16 protein-coding genes are annotated in these 16955 nt (G+C 64.3%); 12 read left to right on the top strand and 4 right to left on the bottom strand.

The window, feature by feature from the left end; all coding sequences use genetic code 11:
- Window positions 1-26 precede the first annotated feature (26 nt).
- Complete coding sequence (locus AC1RGE_RS12130; RefSeq protein WP_015634184.1) at window positions 27-968, top strand: MerR family transcriptional regulator; 942 nt, start codon at window positions 27-29, stop codon at window positions 966-968.
- A gap of 11 nt (window positions 969-979) precedes the next feature.
- Here the strand turns inward: AC1RGE_RS12130 and AC1RGE_RS12135 are convergent, their stop codons facing one another.
- Together AC1RGE_RS12135 and AC1RGE_RS12140 are read right to left on the bottom strand one after the other, a co-directional pair.
- Window positions 980-1585 carry a hypothetical protein gene (locus AC1RGE_RS12135; protein WP_011059307.1) on the bottom strand — a complete coding sequence of 202 codons (606 nt, stop codon included), beginning with the start codon at window positions 1583-1585 and terminating at the stop codon, window positions 980-982.
- Window positions 1586-1653: 68 nt separating this feature from the next.
- Window positions 1654-2112: a PAS domain-containing protein gene (locus AC1RGE_RS12140; RefSeq protein ID WP_011059308.1), complete on the bottom strand. Its 459-nt coding sequence runs from the start codon at window positions 2110-2112 to the stop codon at window positions 1654-1656.
- A gap of 154 nt (window positions 2113-2266) precedes the next feature.
- Between AC1RGE_RS12140 and AC1RGE_RS12145 the strand changes: the two genes are divergently transcribed.
- Window positions 2267-2722 (top strand): flavodoxin, encoded by a 456-nt coding sequence (locus AC1RGE_RS12145; protein ID WP_011059309.1) that lies wholly within the window; start codon window positions 2267-2269, stop codon window positions 2720-2722.
- Here AC1RGE_RS12145 and AC1RGE_RS12150 read toward each other — a convergent pair.
- Window positions 2703-3599 carry a LysR family transcriptional regulator gene (locus tag AC1RGE_RS12150; protein ID WP_011059310.1) on the bottom strand — a complete coding sequence of 299 codons (897 nt, stop codon included), beginning with the start codon at window positions 3597-3599 and terminating at the stop codon, window positions 2703-2705. The two genes, AC1RGE_RS12145 and AC1RGE_RS12150, sit on opposite strands and share 20 nt — an antisense overlap.
- A gap of 98 nt (window positions 3600-3697) precedes the next feature.
- Between AC1RGE_RS12150 and AC1RGE_RS12155 the strand changes: the two genes are divergently transcribed.
- The 9 genes from AC1RGE_RS12155 (at window position 3698) to AC1RGE_RS12195 (ending at window position 14678) form a co-directional block, all read left to right on the top strand.
- Window positions 3698-4084 carry a CidA/LrgA family protein gene (locus tag AC1RGE_RS12155; protein ID WP_072443027.1) on the top strand — a complete coding sequence of 129 codons (387 nt, stop codon included), beginning with the start codon at window positions 3698-3700 and terminating at the stop codon, window positions 4082-4084.
- Window positions 4074-4760: an LrgB family protein gene (locus tag AC1RGE_RS12160; RefSeq protein WP_011059312.1), complete on the top strand. Its 687-nt coding sequence runs from the start codon at window positions 4074-4076 to the stop codon at window positions 4758-4760. Before AC1RGE_RS12155 ends, AC1RGE_RS12160 begins: the two co-directional genes overlap by 11 nt.
- Before the next feature lie 143 nt (window positions 4761-4903).
- Entirely contained in the window at window positions 4904-5686 is a 783-nt protein-coding gene (locus AC1RGE_RS12165; RefSeq protein WP_011059313.1) for a class II aldolase/adducin family protein, read from the top strand.
- Entirely contained in the window at window positions 5686-6588 is a 903-nt protein-coding gene (locus AC1RGE_RS12170; protein ID WP_015634188.1) for an alpha/beta fold hydrolase, read from the top strand. The genes AC1RGE_RS12165 and AC1RGE_RS12170 overlap by 1 nt, the downstream gene beginning before the upstream one ends.
- A gap of 138 nt (window positions 6589-6726) precedes the next feature.
- Complete coding sequence (locus AC1RGE_RS12175; protein ID WP_011059315.1) at window positions 6727-7638, top strand: SDR family oxidoreductase; 912 nt, start codon at window positions 6727-6729, stop codon at window positions 7636-7638.
- A 183-nt stretch (window positions 7639-7821) separates the two neighbouring features.
- The gene (locus AC1RGE_RS12180) at window positions 7822-8181 is read left to right on the top strand and encodes a hypothetical protein (RefSeq protein WP_019093356.1); all 360 of its coding nucleotides are present in this window, start codon (window positions 7822-7824) and stop codon (window positions 8179-8181) included.
- Between the two features lie 497 nt (window positions 8182-8678).
- Complete coding sequence (locus tag AC1RGE_RS12185; RefSeq protein WP_492584352.1) at window positions 8679-10469, top strand: DUF1302 domain-containing protein; 1791 nt, start codon at window positions 8679-8681, stop codon at window positions 10467-10469.
- Window positions 10470-10493: 24 nt separating this feature from the next.
- Window positions 10494-11861 carry a DUF1329 domain-containing protein gene (locus tag AC1RGE_RS12190; protein ID WP_011059318.1) on the top strand — a complete coding sequence of 456 codons (1368 nt, stop codon included), beginning with the start codon at window positions 10494-10496 and terminating at the stop codon, window positions 11859-11861.
- 261 nt (window positions 11862-12122) lie between these two features.
- Window positions 12123-14678: a LuxR C-terminal-related transcriptional regulator gene (locus tag AC1RGE_RS12195; RefSeq protein ID WP_492584354.1), complete on the top strand. Its 2556-nt coding sequence runs from the start codon at window positions 12123-12125 to the stop codon at window positions 14676-14678.
- 10 nt (window positions 14679-14688) lie between these two features.
- Here AC1RGE_RS12195 and AC1RGE_RS12200 read toward each other — a convergent pair whose 3' ends face one another.
- The gene (locus AC1RGE_RS12200) at window positions 14689-15483 is read right to left on the bottom strand and encodes an IclR family transcriptional regulator (protein WP_011059320.1); all 795 of its coding nucleotides are present in this window, start codon (window positions 15481-15483) and stop codon (window positions 14689-14691) included.
- A 167-nt stretch (window positions 15484-15650) separates the two neighbouring features.
- On the opposite strand from AC1RGE_RS12200, the gene hmgA reads away from it, so the two are divergent.
- Window positions 15651-16955: a homogentisate 1,2-dioxygenase gene (hmgA, locus tag AC1RGE_RS12205; RefSeq protein ID WP_492584356.1), complete on the top strand. Its 1305-nt coding sequence runs from the start codon at window positions 15651-15653 to the stop codon at window positions 16953-16955.

Consider the following 16955-nt stretch of genomic DNA (forward strand, 5'->3'; position numbering starts at 1 on the left):
TTTGTTTTCCGGTGTTTTCTTCCCAGATGCCCGTCATGACTGAACTTGCCCCTGCCCCTCACGCCCCCGAAGCCGTTCGTCAGGACGAGTTGTTTCCGATCCGTGAGGTGGCGCGCCTGACCGGAATCAACCCGGTGACCCTGAGGGCCTGGGAACGACGCTACGGTCTGATTCAGCCGACACGCACCGAAAGTGGGCATCGCCTGTACTCCATGCACGATGTTGAGGCGGTGCGTGAGATTCTCGGCTGGATCGAACGCGGCGTGGCGGTGAGCAAAGTGGGCAAGATCCTGGCCAAGGGCCGGGCTGCCCAGGCCCAGCTCAAGGCTCCGGTGGATGGCGGCTTGCAGGGCGAATACGGCCAGTGGCGCGATCAATTGAAGCTGGCGGTCAGCGCGTTCGATGAGGAGCAGCTTGAGCGCCTCTACGGGCAGATCTTCTCCAGCTATGCCTTGCCGGTGGTGTTCCAGGACATCTTCCTGCCGTTCTGGAAGCAGTTACTGCTGGCGCGCGAGGCTTTTGGCCAGACCAGCGAATGGCTGTTCCTGGATGGCTTTCTGCGGGCGCGGATTACCCAGCGCCTGCTGTTGCAACGCGCCACCCAGAGCCGCTATCTGCTGCTGACGGCGCTCAATGAGCAATGCCGCGAACTGGAGCTGTTGGTGGCGGCGCTGATGCTCGGGCAGGACCCGATCGGTGTGCGCCTTCTAGGCGCGGGTGTGCCGCTGGAGGAACTGACCCTGGTCTGCGAAAAGGTCGCGCCGGTAGCCCTGGTGGTGTTTTCCAATCACGCACCCTCGGCCGAGTTGCCCAAGCGCCTCAAGCGCCTGGCACTGACCCTGGATTGCCCATTGCTGCTGGCCGGGGACGCGGCGGACCTGGCCCAGGACAGCCTGGTCGGTTCGCCGGTGGCTTGCCTGGGTAACGAGGGGCGCTTGATGCAGCAGCGCCTGCGCGGGTTCCTTTGAGGCGCTAGCCTTCAGGCGTGCAATGCCGGATGGCTGTGGCGGTGCTGCTGGAGGATGAACTGGCGCAGGCGCTCGGTTTCTTCCAGGTCGCTCTGATCCAGGCGGTAGGCGTAGAAACCGGCTTCGGTCTGGCGCTCGAAGCGCCCGTGCAGGGCAATCCGTTCATAGCCCGAGGGGCTGAACCACTGGGCGAACTGCCGCGGTGGCCGGGTACCGTTGCGGATCTCCACCAATATCCCCTTGAACGAGACCTCCCGAACCCACAGGCGGCCAGGCTGGCCCCTGGCATTTTCCAGGGCCACCGGCTGCTCCAGGGCCAGGCGCCAGGGGCGCACCATGGGCCCATCCTCGAAGATGCTCGGCACCCCCAGCCGCAGGTGCAGGGCATGAAATTCGTCTTCCACCAGCTGCAGCGGGAAGGTCATCTGCTGGTTGTCGAAACGGGCCTGGATGGTGACCTTTTCATTGGCCGCCAGGCGCGTCAGCAGGTCACGGATCTGCGCGCCGCCATTGACCATCAGGCTCGAGGTGGTATCACGCACATTGAGCTGCGGGTTGTGCTGCATGGTCTGGATGAAGTCCAGTTCATCCTGGGTGAGGAGGGCGTCACGCTGCATGATGTTGCTCGGAGGGTGGAGGACAGATCGGCGGGGAATATCCCTACGACCACGAATTCCGCGATTTATTAGTGGCCGCTGGTCGCCTTGAGGGCGGCCAGTTCAGCTTGCACTTCGGCCAGTTGCTGCTCCAGCTGGAGCAAGCGTTGCTGGGCCTTGACCTGGACGCTGACGTCTTTCTGCACGCCGATGAAATAGGTCAGCTGATCACTGTCATTGAATACCGGGGTGATCGACAGCTCATTCCAGAAGTGACTGCCGTCCTTGCGGTAGTTGCGCAGCACCTCGCGGCACGGCCGGCCTTGTCGCAGGGCCTGGCGGATCACTTCCAGGCCTGGCTGGTCACGGTCCCCGGATTGCAGGAAGCGGCAATCCTGGTACAGCACTTCGTCGGCGCTGTAGCCGGTCAGCCGCTCGAAGGCCGGGTTCACATAGATCACGATGTTGTCTTCGCCTTCCTGCTCGGCGACCACAATCCCGTCGTTGGAGGCGTTGATCATCCGTTGCAGCAGATGAGCGTTGATCATCCTGAAGTTCCGCTTTCGATCAGCAAGTGCTGGAGTGTAAGAGAGGCTGGCCCGCTGTCCACCAGCGCTTTGCAGCAGAGGTGGCGGCACAGGCGGGATTTTACTCCGTAGCTGTTAATATCCCAGCCTTTTAGTCAGCTTCAGGATCAGATTGATGAAAGTCGCCATCCTTTCCGGCTCGGTGTACGGCACGGCTGAAGAAGTCGCCCGGCATGCCGCCAAACTCCTCAACGCCGCAGGTTTCGAGGCCTGGCACAACTCGCGCGCCACTCTGGCCGAGCTTCAGGCCTTCGCCCCGCAGGCGTTTCTGGCCGTGACCTCCACCACCGGCATGGGCGAGTTGCCGGACAACCTGCTGCCGCTGTATTCGAGTATTCGCGATCAGTTGCCCGCCGCCTGGCGCGGGTTGCCCGGAGCGGTCATCGGCCTGGGGGATTCCAGCTACGGCGATACCTTCTGTGGCGGTGGCGAGCAGATGCGCGAGCTGTTCGCCGAGCTGGGCGTGCAGGAAGTGCTGCCCATGCTGCGCCTGGACGCCAGCGAGAGCGTGACCCCGGAAACCGACGCCGAGCCCTGGCTGGCCGAGCTGATCAGCGCCCTGCGGGGCTGACCGGCTGTTCCCGCAGCAGCGCCAGCCAGGCTTGCGCTGCCTTGGACAGATAAGCGCCCTGGCGCCAGATGAAGGCGATATCCCATCGCAGGTAGTCCGGCGCCTTCAAGGTCAGGCGCACCACCCCAGGCCGCACCAGGCCACGGGCCACCACACTGGGCAACAGCACCACGCCCTGGCCGGCGGCCACCAGCGCCGCCAGGAAATCCGCCTGGCCGCTGCGCCCGCCTTCCCTGGGGGTGAAACCCACCTGCTGGCAGGCCTGCAACAGCCGGTCGTTGAGCACGAAACTGCGCTGGTACAGGAGGAACGGCGTGTCCGCCAGTTCTTCCAGGCGTACCTGGGCGTTCATCGCCAAGGGGTGATCGGCGGGCAGCAAGGCATCCAGCGGTTCATCGCAGAAGGGCTGGTAGGCGAACGCCGGGTCCTTGGGGGTCAGGCTTCCCCCCAGTTCCAGTTCGCCGTTGCGCACCGCCTGTTCGACATTCAGGCTGCCGCCTTCGAGCAACTGCACCTGGATATTCGGATAGCGCCGGCGGTATTCGGCAAAACGGCTGGCGAACAGCGCGTCACTGCCTAGCAGCGGCAGCCCCAGGCGCAGTTCACCCCGTGCCAGCTGGCTCAGGTCGTCCAGTTCGCTGAGCAGTTCGTGGCGCAGGCGCAACATGCCTTCGGCCCGTTGCAGCACCACGTTGCCGGCGGCGGTGAGGTGGATATGCGAACCCTGGCGCTCCAGCAAGGGCGTGCCGAGGCTCTGTTCCAGCTGGGCGATCTGCTTGCTGACCGCCGACTGGCTGATGTGCAGGGTCCTGGCCGCCTGGGTGAAGCCGCCCTGGCGGATGACCTCGACAAAGCTGCGCAGTTGTTTGAAATCCATGGCGTTGATTCCAGATTGGAATGGCTTCCAGTCTAACAATTCGCTTCGGTAATGATGGGGCTTTTCATAAAATAAGCCCCTGAGAGGACCGAACCACCATGAACATTTCCACCTGCAAACGCCTGGGCCGCCTGATTCTTGAACTGGCGGTGCTGCTGGCCATCTATTTTCTCGGCTGCCAACTGGCCAGCTGGCTGCCCTGGCCGATTCCCGGTGGGGTCATGGGCCTTGCGCTGTTGCTGCTGGCCTTCGCCCTGGGCTGGATCAAGCCGGCGGCCCTGCAGCTGGGGGCCGGCCTGTTGATGGCCGAGATGCTGCTGTTCTTCATTCCCGCACTGATGAGCCTGCTGGACTACGGCGGCCTGCTGCGCCAGGACGGCTGGCGAATTCTGCTGGTAATAGGCGTCAGCACCCTGCTGGTGATGCTGGTGACAGCCTTGACCGTGGAACTGGTGTGCCGCTGGAGGATGCGCCATGAAGCTTGAAGCCATGCCGGTGTTCTGGCTGGCCCTGACCCTGGGCGCCTACCTGTTCAGCCGCTGGATCTACCGGCGCACCGGGCGCTACCTGCTGTCGCCGCTGATTCTGGTGCCGGCCCTGCTGCTGGCGGTCGCCGTGCCGCTGCACACCGCCTACGCCGAATACGCCGCCAATACCCACTGGCTGATGCTGGTACTGGGGCCGGTGACCGTGGCCTTCGCCATTCCCATCTGGCAGCAGCGGCAACTGCTGATGCGCCACTGGTCGGCATTGCTGCTGGGCATGCTGGCGGGCAGCGCGGCTTCCATTGGCAGCTCGTTCGGCCTGGCCAAGGCCCTGGCCCTGGACAGCTCGGTGACCCTGTCCCTGGTGCCGCGCTCCATCACCACGCCGTTCGCCATGCCCCTGGCCCATGACCTGGGCGGCGTACCCGAGCTGACCGCGGTATTCGTGATGTTCACCGGGGTGTTCGGGGCCATGCTCGGCGGTGTGCTGCTGCGCTGGCTGCCGCTGCGCAGCGCCCTGGCCCGCGGCGCCCTGTTTGGCGTCGGGGCCCATGGTGCAGGGGTCAGCCGGGCCCATGAAGTGGGGGGTGAAGAAGGTTCGGTGGCAGGGCTGGTGATGGTCCTGACCGGGCTTCTGAACCTGTTCGCCGCGCCTTTGCTGGCGTCGTTGCTTTGACGCGCAAGCCCCGGGCCAGGGCCTGATTCCCGGCTGACCCGCACGGCCATCAAGCTGGCTGCCAATGCAACTCCGCCAGCGGCGTGAGCTGTCTAGACTCTGGAGGTCCTCTTCCTATAAGAACCATCACCGAGGTCCTTGCCGTGAGCCTAGCCCCCGTTCAATCGACACCGAGTGTAAAAAACCAGGTCAGCGCCATCGAGTGGCAAACCCGCGTGGACCTGGCTGCCTGCTATCGCCTGGTGGCGATGCATGGCTGGGACGACCTGATTTTCACCCACATCTCCGCCAAGGTGCCGGGCACCGAAGATTTCCTGATCAACCCGTTTGGCCTGATGTTCCACGAGATCACCGCGTCGAGCCTGGTGAAGGTCGACCAGGCCGGCAACAAGCTGATGGACAGCCCCTACGAGATCAACCCGGCGGGCTACACCATTCACAGCGCGGTGCATGCGGTGCGTCACGATGTGGTTTGCGTGCTGCACACCCATACCGCGGCCGGGGTTGCGGTGTCGGCGCAGAAGCAGGGCGTGTTGCCCATCAGCCAGCAGTCGCTGTTCGTGTTGTCGAGCCTGGGTTACCACCCCTATGAAGGTGTGGCCCTGAACCCCGAGGAGAAGGTCCGGCTGCAGGCCGACCTGGGGGACAACAGTTTCCTGATGCTGCACAACCATGGCCTGCTCACCTGCGGCGCGACCATCGCCGACACCTTCCTGATGATGTTCACCTTCCAGCGCGCCTGCGAGATCCAGGTGTTGGCGCAGAACGGCGGCGCCGAGCTGATTGCCATCCCTGCGCCGATCCTGGCCGGGGCCAGGGCGATGATCGCCGGTGTCACCCGCAGCGCTCAGGGCATGGGCGGCGCTCTGGCCTGGCCGGCCCTGCTGCGCAAACTCGATCAACTCGACCCGGGTTACACACTCTGATGCCTATTGCCGAGATCCCGCTGTGCGTGTGGCGTACACGCGGACATGACCTGCTCTTTCGCGGCCAGCGCATCCGTTACTGGGTGGCCGGGCAGGGCGAGCCGCTGCTGCTGATCCATGGCTTTCCCACCGCCAGCTGGGACTGGCACTACCTGTGGCAGCCCCTGGCCCGGCATCATCAGGTGATCGCCTGCGACATGCTGGGCTTCGGTGATTCGGCCAAGCCCCTGGAGCATGACTACAGCCTGCTGGAGCAGGCTGACCTGCAGCAGGCGCTGCTGGCCCATCTGGGTATCGCCGAGCCGGTGCATCTGCTGGCCCACGACTACGGCGACAGCGTTGCCCAGGAGTTGCTGGCCCGGCACTACGAAGAGCGGATCGATATCGCCAGTTGCGTGTTTCTCAACGGCGGCCTGTTCCCGGAAACCCATCGCCCGGTGCTGACCCAGAAGCTGCTGCTCAGCCCGCTGGGCTGGATGCTCGGGCGAACGTTCAGCCGCCAGGGCCTGGCCAAGAGTTTCCGGCAGATATTCGGCCCTCAGAACCGCCCCAGCGAGTCGGTGCTGGATGATTTCTGGAGCCTGGTGCAGAGCAACGATGGCCCGCGAATCCTGCACAAGCTGATCGGCTATATCCCTGAACGCCGGGCCCGGCGTGAACGTTGGGTCAGTGCCATGCAGCGCGGCGAGGTGCCCCTGCGGGTGATCGATGGTGCCCTGGACCCGATTTCCGGGGCACACATGGTGGAGCGCTATCGGCAATTGATCCCACGGGCCGACACGGTGCTGCTGCCGAACATCGGGCATTACCCGCAGATCGAAGCGCCCCTGGCGGTGCTCAAGCATTATCTGGAGTTTCGCGACAATCTGCTGTCGCCATCATCACGGTTGGCGTGTTCCTGAACCCCGCGGCCTTGAGCGGGCAAGGCGATTATCCCGCTGCCTTATTGCGCACCATTCAGGTCAAAACGTTTTTATTGTGACCAAAGGCTGGCTGCCTGACACTCGAAGCATTGTCCATTGGTCCTGCTGGAGTTCGGTATGAGTGAGTCTGTGCGCTTGGAAGATAAAGTGGTGATTGTCACCGGAGCCGGCGGTGGCCTGGGCCGGGCCCATGCACTGCTGTTCGCCCGGCACGGCGCCAAGGTGCTGGTCAACGACCTCGGCGGCTCGGCCCAGGGCGAAGGCGCCAGCGCTTCGGCCGCCGACCGCGTGGTGGCGCAGATCCGCGAGGCCGGCGGTATCGCCGAAGCCAGCCATGACTCGGTCACCGACGGTGAAAAGATCGTGCAGAACGCCCTGGATGTGTTTGGCCGGGTCGATGTGGTGGTCAACAACGCCGGGATCCTGCGGGACAAGACCTTCCACAAGATGGAGGACGCCGATTGGGACCTGGTTTATCGGGTGCATGTCGAGGGGGCCTACAAGGTCACCCGCGCCGCCTGGCCACACCTGCGCGACCAGGGGTATGGGCGGGTGATCTTCACCGCTTCCACCTCGGGCATCTATGGCAACTTCGGCCAGTCCAACTACGGCATGGCCAAGCTCGGCCTGTACGGCCTGACCCGGACCCTGGCCATCGAAGGGCGCAAGAACAACATCCTGGTCAACGCCATCGCACCCACCGGCGGCACGCGGATGACCGAGGGGCTGATTCCGCCCCAGGTGTTCGAGCAGCTCAAGCCCGAACTGGTCAGCCCGCTGGTGGTGTACCTGGGCAGCGAGCAGTGCCAGGAAACCTCCGGCCTGTTCGAAGTGGGCGGCGGCTGGATCGGCAAGGTGCGCTGGGAGCGCAGCCTGGGCGCCGGCTTCGATCCTCGCCAGGGCTTTTCCCCGGAAGACGTGGCGGCCCACTGGCAGCAGATCTGCGACTTCGAGGGCGCGGCTCACCCCAAGGACAATATCGAGGCGTTGAAGGAGATGATGCAGAATCTGCAAAAGTACGCCCTCTGAAGCGCCCCTTTGTCCATCCCCTATCGCCTGTGCCAGGGTGATAGGGGCCGGCTTCTAGCGCTAAGTGCGCCGGGTTTTCAGTGCTGGATGCATCACCCCGCCGGGCCCTGGCCCCGGCGGTTTTACTCCTGCAGCGTTCGTCACTATGCTCGACGGTCCGCGAACGAACAGGGAGTGCTGCATATGTATGAGTCAAAGGATCAGCCGGTATTGTCGCGGCTGCTGTTCATCCGCCGTTTATGCATGCATGGGCTGGTGGTGCTGGCGCTGATCATCTTCTCGGTGCTGCTGGGTATCAGCGGCCTGCTGTACTTCGAACAAGACATTTCCTTCCATGACGCCTTGTATGACGCGGCCATGATCCTCGGCGGCATCGGCCCCATCAACATGCCGCAAACCCCTGGTGGCAAACTGTTTTTTGCCAGCTACGGGCTTTATACCAACCTGGTCTTCGCTGCCACCCTGGGCTTGATCCTGTCCCCAGTGGCGCACCGTCTGCTGCACAAGTTTCATTACGACGAGAGCGAGGACGACGCGGCGTAGTTGCCACTTTCCTCTGGTGTTCCAGGCATAAAAAAGGCCGCTGCAAGAGCAGCGGCCGAAGCAAGACGTTAGATCAAGGAGCTACAAAATCAACGTCGGTGAACCAGGGGCAGCAGCTTGAATCACACGCCTTCAAGCGGCTGGAAATCATTCCCGGGAACAGTTCGTGCCCGGTACTTGCAAGGTCAGTGGCAAGCGGTTGTTTGCCGTGACTGCGAGTGAAGAATAAGCCCTGGCCGGGTACGGAAAAATAGCGATTCAGGACAAGGACTGTTACAGCCTGAGCAACAGTCTGAGCGTTTTTTCGCCCCGGTCATCCCCCTGCATCGACGCCCCTGATAAGCCTGCATCCAGCCGCTGGATAACCCCTTGAACGGCCGTGATGGCAAGGGCACTAATTCCTTCGAGTGACAGCGCGAATACCTCCTTGGTGCGCTTATCGACCGTGCTACCCCGGCAGTAGGGTGAGGCCTCCTGTCACTCACCGGGGAAGACGCATGACAAGAATAACAATGCGCGCCATCTTCAAACCGCAGGCGCTGGCCGTCGCGGTGGCGCTGGGCTGCTGCGCCCAGGCGCAGGCGGTGTCGTTCAACATCGGGGAAATCGAAGGGCAGTTCGACTCGTCGCTATCGGTTGGTGCCAGCTGGGGCATGCGCTATGCCGACCGCGCCTTCGTCGGAACGGTCAATGGCGGTACCGCCCAGTCGTCCACCGGCGACGATGGCCGCCTGAACTTCAAGAAGGGCGAAACCTTCTCGAAGATCTTCAAGGGCCTGCATGACCTGGAACTCAAGTACGGCGACACCGGGGTCTTCGTTCGCGGCAAGTACTGGTACGACTTCGAGCTCAAGGACGAAGACCGCGAGTTCAAGCCCATCAGCGACCACAACCGCAAGGAGGGCGCCAAGTCATCGGGGGCGCAGATCCTCGATGCCTTCGTCTACCACAACTATTCCATTGCCGACCTGCCGGGTACCGTGCGTGCCGGCAAGCAGGTGGTCAGCTGGGGCGAGAGCACCTTCATCGGCAACTCCATCAACAGCATCAACCCTGTGGATGTCTCGGCCTTTCGCCGCCCCGGCGCCGAAATCAAGGAAGGCCTGGTGCCGGTGAACATGCTGTTCGCTTCCCAGGGCCTGACCAACCAGCTGACCGTGGAAGGCTTCTATCAGCTGGAGTGGGACCAGACCGTGGTGGACAACTGCGGCACCTTCTTCGGCAACGACGTGGTGGCCGATGGCTGCACCACCGGCTACACCGTCGGCAGCCCGGCCATCGCGCCGTTGCAGCCGGTGGCGGCGGCCTTCGGCCAGGGCTTCCAGGTGACCCGCGAAGGGGTGATCCTGCCCCGCGGCGGTGATCGTGATGCCCGCGACTCCGGGCAGTGGGGCGCCGCCCTGCGCTGGCTCGGCGATGACACCGAGTACGGCCTGTACTTCATGAACTACCACTCCCGCAGCCCGGTGGTGAGTACCACCACGGCCAATGTCAGCGCGGCGACCCTGGGCGCGATTGCCGGCGTCGCCAACGGCATCGTTCCGGGTTCTGGCAGTGGCCTGGTGCAAAGCGTGATGCTTGGCCGTGGCCAGTACTACCTCGAATACCCGGAAGACATCCGCCTGTATGGCGCCAGTTTCTCCACCACCCTGCCCACCGGCACCGCCTGGACCGGCGAGATCAGCTATCGGCCCAACGCGCCGGTGCAGGTCAACACCAACGACCTGACCCTGGCCCTGCTCAACCCTATTTCCGGGGGCGCGGCGTCGCCGATCAAGACCGCCATGGGGGCCGACAACACCGGCTACCGGCGCAAGGAAATCACTCAGATCCAGAGTTCCATGACCCAGTTCTTCGATCAGGTGCTGGGGGCCGACCGCCTGACCCTGGTGGGCGAGGCGGCAGTGGTCCACGTCGGAGGCCTGGAAGACAAGAGCAAGCTGCGCTACGGCCGGGACTCGGTGTACGGCCAATACGGCTATGGGGGCGACACCGACGGTTTCGTCACGGCCACCTCCTGGGGCTATCGCGCCCGGGCCATCCTCGACTACAGCAACGTGATCGCCGGCATCAACTTCAAGCCCAACCTTTCCTGGTCCCATGACGTCAACGGCTACGGGCCCAACGGCCTGTTCAACCAGGGCGCCAAGGCCCTGAGCGTTGGCGTGGATGCCGACTACCGCAACACCTACACCGCCAGCCTCAGCTACACCGACTTTTTTGGCGGGCGCTACAACACCCTGACCGACCGGGACTTCCTCGCGTTGAGCTTTGGCGTGAACTTCTGAACCGGCACAAGAAGGAGCATTTGAATGCGCAAGATGATTCTGCAATGCAGCGCCCTGGCACTGGGGTTGTGGGCGGCCAACCTGATGGCCGCCGTGAGCCCGCAAGAGGCCGCCAAGCTGGGAACCAGCCTGACCCCGGTGGGTGCGGAAAAAGCCGGTAATGCCGACGGCTCGATCCCGGCCTGGACCGGAGGCATTCCCAAGAATGCCGGGGCGGTGGACAGCAAGGGCTTTCTCGCCGACCCGTTCGCCAATGAAAAACCGCTGTTCATCATCACCGCGGCGACGGTGGACAAATACAAGGACAAGCTTTCGGACGGCCAGGTGGCGATGTTCAAGCGCTACCCGGACAGCTACCGGATCCCGGTCTACCCCACTCACCGCAGCGTCGGTTTGCCACCCGAGATCTACGAGTCGGCCAAGCGCAGCGCCTTGAGCGTGACCACCACCAACGACGGCAACGGCCTGGCCAACTTTACCGGCAACCGTTACTACGCCTTCCCGATTCCGAAGAACGGCATCGAGGTGCTGTGGAACCACCTGACCCGTTATCACGGCGGCAACCAGAAGCGCATCGTCACCCAGGTCACCCCGCAGACCAACGGCAGCTACACCTCGATCCGTTTCGAGGAAGAGGTGGCGGCGCCGCAACTGATCCCGGACCTGGACCCGGCCAAGGCGGCCAACGTGCAGAACTTCTTCAAGCAGTCGGTGACCGCCCCGGCGCGGCTGGCGGGCAACGTGCTGCTGGTCCACGAGACCCTGGACCAGGTCAAGGAACCGCGTTCGGCATGGATCTACAACGCGGGCCAGCGTCGCGTGCGCCGCGCCCCGCAAGTGGCCTACGACGGCCCGGGCACCGCCGCCGACGGCCTGCGCACCTCGGACAACTTCGACATGTTCTCCGGTGCTCCCGACCGTTACGACTGGAAGCTGGTGGGCAAGAAGGAGATGTACATCCCCTACAACAGCTACAAGCTGGATTCCCCGAGCCTCAAGTACGACGACATCGTCAAGGCCGGGCACATCAACCAGGACCTGACCCGCTATGAACTGCACCGGGTGTGGGAAGTGGTGGGCACGGTCAAGCCCAACCAGCGGCACATCTACGCCACTCGGCACATGTACATCGACGAGGACAGCTGGCAGGTGGCCCTGGTGGACCACTATGACGGACGCGGCCAACTGTGGCGGGTAGCCGAAGGTCATGCGCAGTACTACTACGACCACCAGGTACCGGCCTACACCCTGGAGGCCCTGTATGACCTGAACGCCGGCCGTTACCTGGCCCTGGGCATGAAGAACGAAGAGAAGCACAGCCTGGAGTTCGGCTTTGCCGCCAAGGCGGCCGACTACACCCCGGCGGCCCTGCGCGCCAGCGGAGTGCGCTAGGCGCCTCTTGGGTTGCAGTGGAGCAATGGTCGAGCCGCACGCTCTTGGGGCGTGCGGTTTTTTAGGGCGGCCAGTCCTGGCAAGCGAGCTTGCTCGCCACAGTCGCGGCAATACTGCGTTCCTCTTGACTGGCAGTTATCCGACTGCCTGGTCGGTTTTTTTATGGGGGCTGATCAGCCTGCTGAATACTTCTTCAACTGGCCGGGAGGTCGGGGCTAGGGTGGGGCTACGCTGGCTAAAACTATAAAAAGGCACGCCGCAATGACCGCCATGACTCGTTGTCCAGAGCGTCCCGGGTTCATGCCCCGTTTGTCCTCCCATCATTTTTCCCGCAGCCGCCTCAGCGCGCCGTTGCTGGCCTCCGGTGCGCGGGTCAAGCTGCTTTGCGCGCCTGCCGGCAGCGGCAAGACGGCGCTGCTGGCTGAGTGCCTGCAACAGGCACCGGAGACCTGCCGGGTGAGCTGGTTGCCGTTGTCCGGCGGGCGGCATAGCCCGCAGGGGCTGTGCGCTGCCCTGGCCCAGGCCCTGGGGCTGGAGCGCGATGACGAAGCCACGGTGCTGCAGCACCTGGCGCACCTGCAGGCGCCGGCCTGGATCTTCATCGATGACTATTGCCGGGTCGCGGCTGCGGACCTGGACCTGCTGCTCGATCGCCTGCTGAGCCTGGACAACCCGCAGTTGACCTGGTGGCTGGGTTGCCGTCGCCGGCCCCTGTGCAACTGGCCACGCCTGCTGCTGGACGATCAGTTGTTCGAGCTGGACGGCCCGGCACTGGCATTCAGCCAGATCGAGATCGAGCAACTGCTGCAACGGCTGCCGCAACCCCTGTGTGCGCAGACCGCCAGTCGCATTCTGCAACGCAGTGGCGGCTGGTGCGCCGGGGTGCGCATTGCCTTGCTGGAAGGCAGCGAGCTGACGATTCAGCCCTGCAAGCCGGGGCGCCCCAATACCTTGCTGGAGTACCTGGAGCACGAGCTGTTCAGCGTGCTGCCGGCGGAGCTGGCGCAAGTCTGGCAAGTACTGGCGCACCTGCCACGTTTCAACGCCGAGCTGTGCGAGCATCTGTTCGGCGTCGGGGAGGGGGCCCAGTACCTGCGGACCTTGCAGGACATGGCCTGCTTCATCGAACCCTGGGACGGTGGCGGCGACTGGCTCCAGGTGTTTCCGCCGCTGGCCCGGCTGATGCGCGACGAGGCCTGGCCGGGCGGGCGCTCCTGGCATCGCCGGGCCTGCCAGTGGTTCATTGCCCAGGAGGATTGGCAGTCGGCCTTTGAGCAGGCGCTGCGGGCCCAAGAGTATGAAGTCGCGGTCAGCCTGCTGGAGCATTTCAGTTTCGAGTTCCTGTTCCAGCAGGACAATGCGCTGCTGTTGCTGCAACTGCATGAGCGCCACGGTGGCGAACTCTTGCTGGTGTCGCCGCACCTGGTGGGGCTGCTGGTTGCGGCCATGCTGTTTGCCGGGCGCTTCGAGCAGGCCGGGCAGTGCATGGCGCAGATGGCCCGGTTCGCCCCCCAGCCCTCGGCAGCGCAGCAGCGTCAGTTGCTGGCCCGCTGGCAGGCACAGCAGGGCTGGCTGCTGCACCTGAGCGGGCGGATGGCGGCGGCGCGGCAGCATTTTATCGAGGCCCTGGATGAGCTGGCGGACAGCGCCTGGACCACCCGCCTGCTGTGCCTGTCGGGGCTGACCCAGCAGGCCCTGCTGGGTGCGGAGCTGGATGTGGCCCAGGCCCTCAATCGTGAAGCCCTGTGCCTGGCCCGGGCCCAGGATGCCCAGCTGTTCGAAGGCCTGCTGGAACTGGACCATGCCCAGTTGCTGGAGCAAAGGGGCGCGCCGCATCGGGCCCAGAGCCTGCTGGAGCAGGTCTGTGAGCGCTTGTCGATGCAGGCGCTGCGGGCGACCCCGCTGCTCGGTCGCATCGCCCTGCGTCTCGGTCGCCTGGCCTTGCGCCAGGGGCATGCAGAGCAGGCGGCCGGCTACTTTCGCAGCGGCCTCGAGGATTGCCTGCTGAGCCACGACAAGCGTGCCTTGTATGGTTTCCTCGGCCAGGCCCAACTGGCGGCCAACCAGGGTGATTATGCCCAGGCCTTCGTACGCCTGCGGGATGCGGAGCGGCTGATGCAGCAGCGGCAGATTCCCGACACGGTGTACCGGGGCGTGCTGTTGCAGGTCAGCAGCCAGCTCTGGCTGCAACAGGGGCGACCGGAGCTGGCTCAGGAGGCCTTGAGCCGCTTGCTCCGGCACTTTCGCGGCCCCCAGGCGCTACAGGCGCCACCGGCCACCCTGGAGTTGATTCCGGGGATCGAATACCTGCTGGTGCTGGCCGAGGTGCACCTGGGGCGGGCCCAGGCGCCGATCGCTACCTTGCAGGGGCTGCTGGCCCGGGCCCAACGCCACGGCATGCAGGGGTTGGAGGCCGAGGTGCAACTGGCCCTGGCCGAGGTCGCCCACCTGCAAGGCAACCCGGCGCTGGCGCAGGAAGCATTGCAGGCGGGGCAGGCACTGGTGCAGCGATGCAACCTGCCGCAGGCACTGCACGAACTGCGCCTGCGGCAACCACTCTTGCTGTCTGCGGGGGAAGCGCTGCAGACGCCATCATCGGCAGGCCCCCTGGAAAACCGCGAAAGCCTGCTCAGCCTGCGGGAACTGCAAGTGCTGCAACTGATCGCCCAGGGCTGTTCAAACCAGCAGATCGCCGAGCAATTGTTCATTTCCCTGCATACCGTGAAGACCCACGGGCGCCGGATTCACAGCAAACTGGGGGTGGAGCGGCGTACCCAGGCGGTAGCCAAGGCCCAGGCCCTGGGGCTGATGAGTTGAGCGCTAGCGGTTATTGCGGCTGATAACCCATGCGCCAGCTCACTGCAGAGCTGGCCGCCAGCAGACGTTGGGCTGCGGGCCCATGTTCATCGGCGTGGAACAGCGACGTCGGCCCTACCACGGTCAGCACCGCGGCGATTTTGCCGGTGGCATCGAACACCGGCGCCGACAGGGCATCGACACCGGGCATCAGCAAACCGTGGACATGGTGCAGCCCGCGCTGGCGAATCTGCTCGGCCAGGGCATCGTGCACCTGCTTGTCGGCCAGGGCGTGGGGGCTGCCGGTTGCCAGTTCCTGCTGGCGCAGGTCGAGGGTTTCGCGCTGTGGCAGGTAGGCGTTGAACACCAGCCCGGTGGATGAACTGAGCAGTGGCAGCACCGAGCCCAGTTGAGTGACCACGGTCACCGCCCGCACCGCCGGTTCGATATGCACCACCGTCGCGCCCTGGTTGCCCCACACCGCGAGGAAGCAGGTTTCGTTCAATTCGTCCCGCAGTTCCGCCAGGGGCAGGGTCGCGACTTTCAGTACGTCCATGCTGCCCAGGGCGGCCAGGCCTACCCGCAGGGCTTCGCGGCCCAGGCCGTAGTGATTGGTGGCGCTGTTCTGTTCGGCAAAGCCGCTGGCAATCAAGGCCTGCAGGTAGCGATGCACCTTGCTTGCCGGCATCTGCACATGTTCGGCCAGGCGCGAAAGGGAAGTGGCCGGCGACAGTTCGGCCAGGGCCTTGAGGATGTCGGTACCGACCTCGGCCGAGCGGACTTTCTGTTTACCGGTGCTGTCGCTGATGCTGCGCGGCTTTTCCATGGAGGCATTGGGGTCCCGTGACAAGTGGCGGTCTTTATAGCTTGACGCTCCTGGGCAATCAAATTACGTTATGCGTAATTGGATTACGATAAAAATAACCCAGGCGTGCCGATAGCTCTTGTGAGGGAGTGGTGGGCCCCTGCCTATTCCAACTTACAGGAGGCTCCATGAACCTCGATTCTTCGGCGTCGGCCCTCAGCTACCAATCGGGCTTCGGCAACGAATTTGCCAGCGAGGCCCTGCCAGGGGCGCTGCCCGTCGGCCAGAACTCCCCGCAAAAAGCCCCTTATGGCCTGTACGCCGAACTGTTTTCCGGCACCGCCTTCACCATGACCCGCAGCGAAGCCCGGCGTACCTGGATGTACCGCATCCAGCCCTCGGCCAAGCACCCGGCTTTCGCCAAGCTTGCGCGCCAGCTGGCAGGCGGCCCCCTGGGTGAGGTCACCCCCAACCGACTGCGCTGGAGCCCCCTGCAGATTCCAAGCGAGCCCACCGATTTCATCGACGGCCTGGTGGCGATGGTGGCCAACTCGGCGGCGCAGAAGCCGGCGGGTATCAGCGTCTATCACTACCGTGCCAACCGCTCGATGGAGCGGGTGTTCTTCAATGCCGATGGCGAGCTGCTGCTGGTGCCGGAGCTGGGCCGCCTGCGCATCGTCACCGAACTGGGCATGCTGGACCTGGAGCCATTGGAAATCGCCGTGCTGCCTCGCGGGCTGAAATTCCGCATCGAACTGCTGGACCCGCAAGCCCGTGGCTACGTCGCCGAGAACCACGGTGCGCCGCTGCGCCTGCCGGACCTTGGGCCGATTGGCAGCAACGGCCTGGCCAACCCTCGGGACTTCCTGGCCCCCGTGGCTCATTACGAAGACCTGCGCCAGCCCACCACGCTCGTCCAGAAGTACCTCGGCGAGCTCTGGGGCTGCGAGCTCGACCACTCGCCCATGAACGTGGTGGCCTGGCACGGCAACAACGTGCCGTACAAATACGACCTGCGTCGTTTCAACACCATTGGCACCGTCAGCTTCGACCACCCTGACCCGTCGATCTTCACCGTATTGACCTCGCCCACCAGCGTGCCGGGCCTGGCCAACCTGGACTTCGTGATCTTCCCGCCACGCTGGATGGTGGCCGAGAACACCTTCCGTCCACCGTGGTTCCACCGCAACCTGATGAACGAGTTCATGGGCCTGATCCAGGGTGCCTACGATGCCAAGGCCGAAGGCTTCCTGCCCGGCGGCGCGTCGCTGCACAGTTGCATGAGCGCCCACGGCCCGGACGGCGAAACCTGCACCAAGGCGATCAACGCCCAGTTGCAGCCGGCCAAGATCGACAACACCATGGCCTTCATGTTCGAGACCAGCCAGGTGCTGCGCCCGAGCCAGTTCGCCCTGGAGTGCCCAGAGCTGCAGAACGACTACGATGCTTGCTGGGCCTCGCTGCCCGTCACCTTCAACCCGAATCGGAGATAA

It is taken from the genome of Pseudomonas sp. GW823-FHT02C05 (genome assembly GCF_058797595.1).

What these genes read in the sequence shown, in the direction of transcription:
- hmgA (WP_492584356.1), top strand. Translation starts at nt 15,651, where the DNA reads ATGAACCTCGATTCTTCGGCGTCGGCCCTCAGCTACCAATCGGGCTTC.
- AC1RGE_RS12200 (WP_011059320.1), bottom strand. Translation starts at nt 15,483, where the DNA reads ATGGAAAAGCCGCGCAGCATCAGCGACAGCACCGGTAAACAGAAAGTC.
- AC1RGE_RS12150 (WP_011059310.1), bottom strand. Translation starts at nt 3,599, where the DNA reads ATGGATTTCAAACAACTGCGCAGCTTTGTCGAGGTCATCCGCCAGGGC.
- AC1RGE_RS12190 (WP_011059318.1), top strand. Translation starts at nt 10,494, where the DNA reads ATGCGCAAGATGATTCTGCAATGCAGCGCCCTGGCACTGGGGTTGTGG.
- AC1RGE_RS12185 (WP_492584352.1), top strand. Translation starts at nt 8,679, where the DNA reads ATGACAAGAATAACAATGCGCGCCATCTTCAAACCGCAGGCGCTGGCC.
- AC1RGE_RS12180 (WP_019093356.1), top strand. Translation starts at nt 7,822, where the DNA reads ATGTATGAGTCAAAGGATCAGCCGGTATTGTCGCGGCTGCTGTTCATC.
- AC1RGE_RS12160 (WP_011059312.1), top strand. Translation starts at nt 4,074, where the DNA reads ATGAAGCTTGAAGCCATGCCGGTGTTCTGGCTGGCCCTGACCCTGGGC.
- AC1RGE_RS12145 (WP_011059309.1), top strand. Translation starts at nt 2,267, where the DNA reads ATGAAAGTCGCCATCCTTTCCGGCTCGGTGTACGGCACGGCTGAAGAA.
- AC1RGE_RS12140 (WP_011059308.1), bottom strand. Translation starts at nt 2,112, where the DNA reads ATGATCAACGCTCATCTGCTGCAACGGATGATCAACGCCTCCAACGAC.
- AC1RGE_RS12135 (WP_011059307.1), bottom strand. Translation starts at nt 1,585, where the DNA reads ATGCAGCGTGACGCCCTCCTCACCCAGGATGAACTGGACTTCATCCAG.
- AC1RGE_RS12130 (WP_015634184.1), top strand. Translation starts at nt 27, where the DNA reads ATGCCCGTCATGACTGAACTTGCCCCTGCCCCTCACGCCCCCGAAGCC.
- AC1RGE_RS12175 (WP_011059315.1), top strand. Translation starts at nt 6,727, where the DNA reads ATGAGTGAGTCTGTGCGCTTGGAAGATAAAGTGGTGATTGTCACCGGA.
- AC1RGE_RS12155 (WP_072443027.1), top strand. Translation starts at nt 3,698, where the DNA reads ATGAACATTTCCACCTGCAAACGCCTGGGCCGCCTGATTCTTGAACTG.
- AC1RGE_RS12170 (WP_015634188.1), top strand. Translation starts at nt 5,686, where the DNA reads ATGCCTATTGCCGAGATCCCGCTGTGCGTGTGGCGTACACGCGGACAT.
- AC1RGE_RS12195 (WP_492584354.1), top strand. Translation starts at nt 12,123, where the DNA reads ATGACCGCCATGACTCGTTGTCCAGAGCGTCCCGGGTTCATGCCCCGT.